The organism is Psychrobacter sp. CoH-33_TS_01, assembly GCF_058189395.1.
The window spans coordinates 1-271 of the sequence record NZ_JBVGQI010000056.1 but is presented as its reverse complement, the minus strand read 5'-3'; the positions used below and the strand labels follow the sequence as shown (position 1 = coordinate 271).

The window sequence follows — 271 nt, the reverse complement described above, 5'->3', positions numbered from 1 at the left end:
ACGGTCCGCATGGCGCACCGGATTTCTTCACGCCGGACGACATCGCGATGCTGTACGGCACGCAGTGGACCGTCCATTACAACTCCAGCCGCACCGGCGTGCGGCTGATCGGCCCGAAGCCTCGATGGGCGCGTGCGGACGGCGGCGAGGCGGGGGTGCATCCATCGAACATCCACGACAACGCGTATGCGATCGGGGCCGTCGATTTCACCGGCGACATGCCGGTGATCCTTGGCCCCGACGGGCCGAGCCTCGGTGGCTTCGTCTGTCC

1 protein-coding gene is annotated in these 271 nt (G+C 67.5%); it reads left to right on the top strand.

Annotation, left to right across the window (positions count from 1 at the left end):
• The coding region (locus ACZ2XM_RS15530) for a hypothetical protein (RefSeq protein WP_490619019.1) at positions 1-271 on the top strand (271 nt) is incomplete at both ends.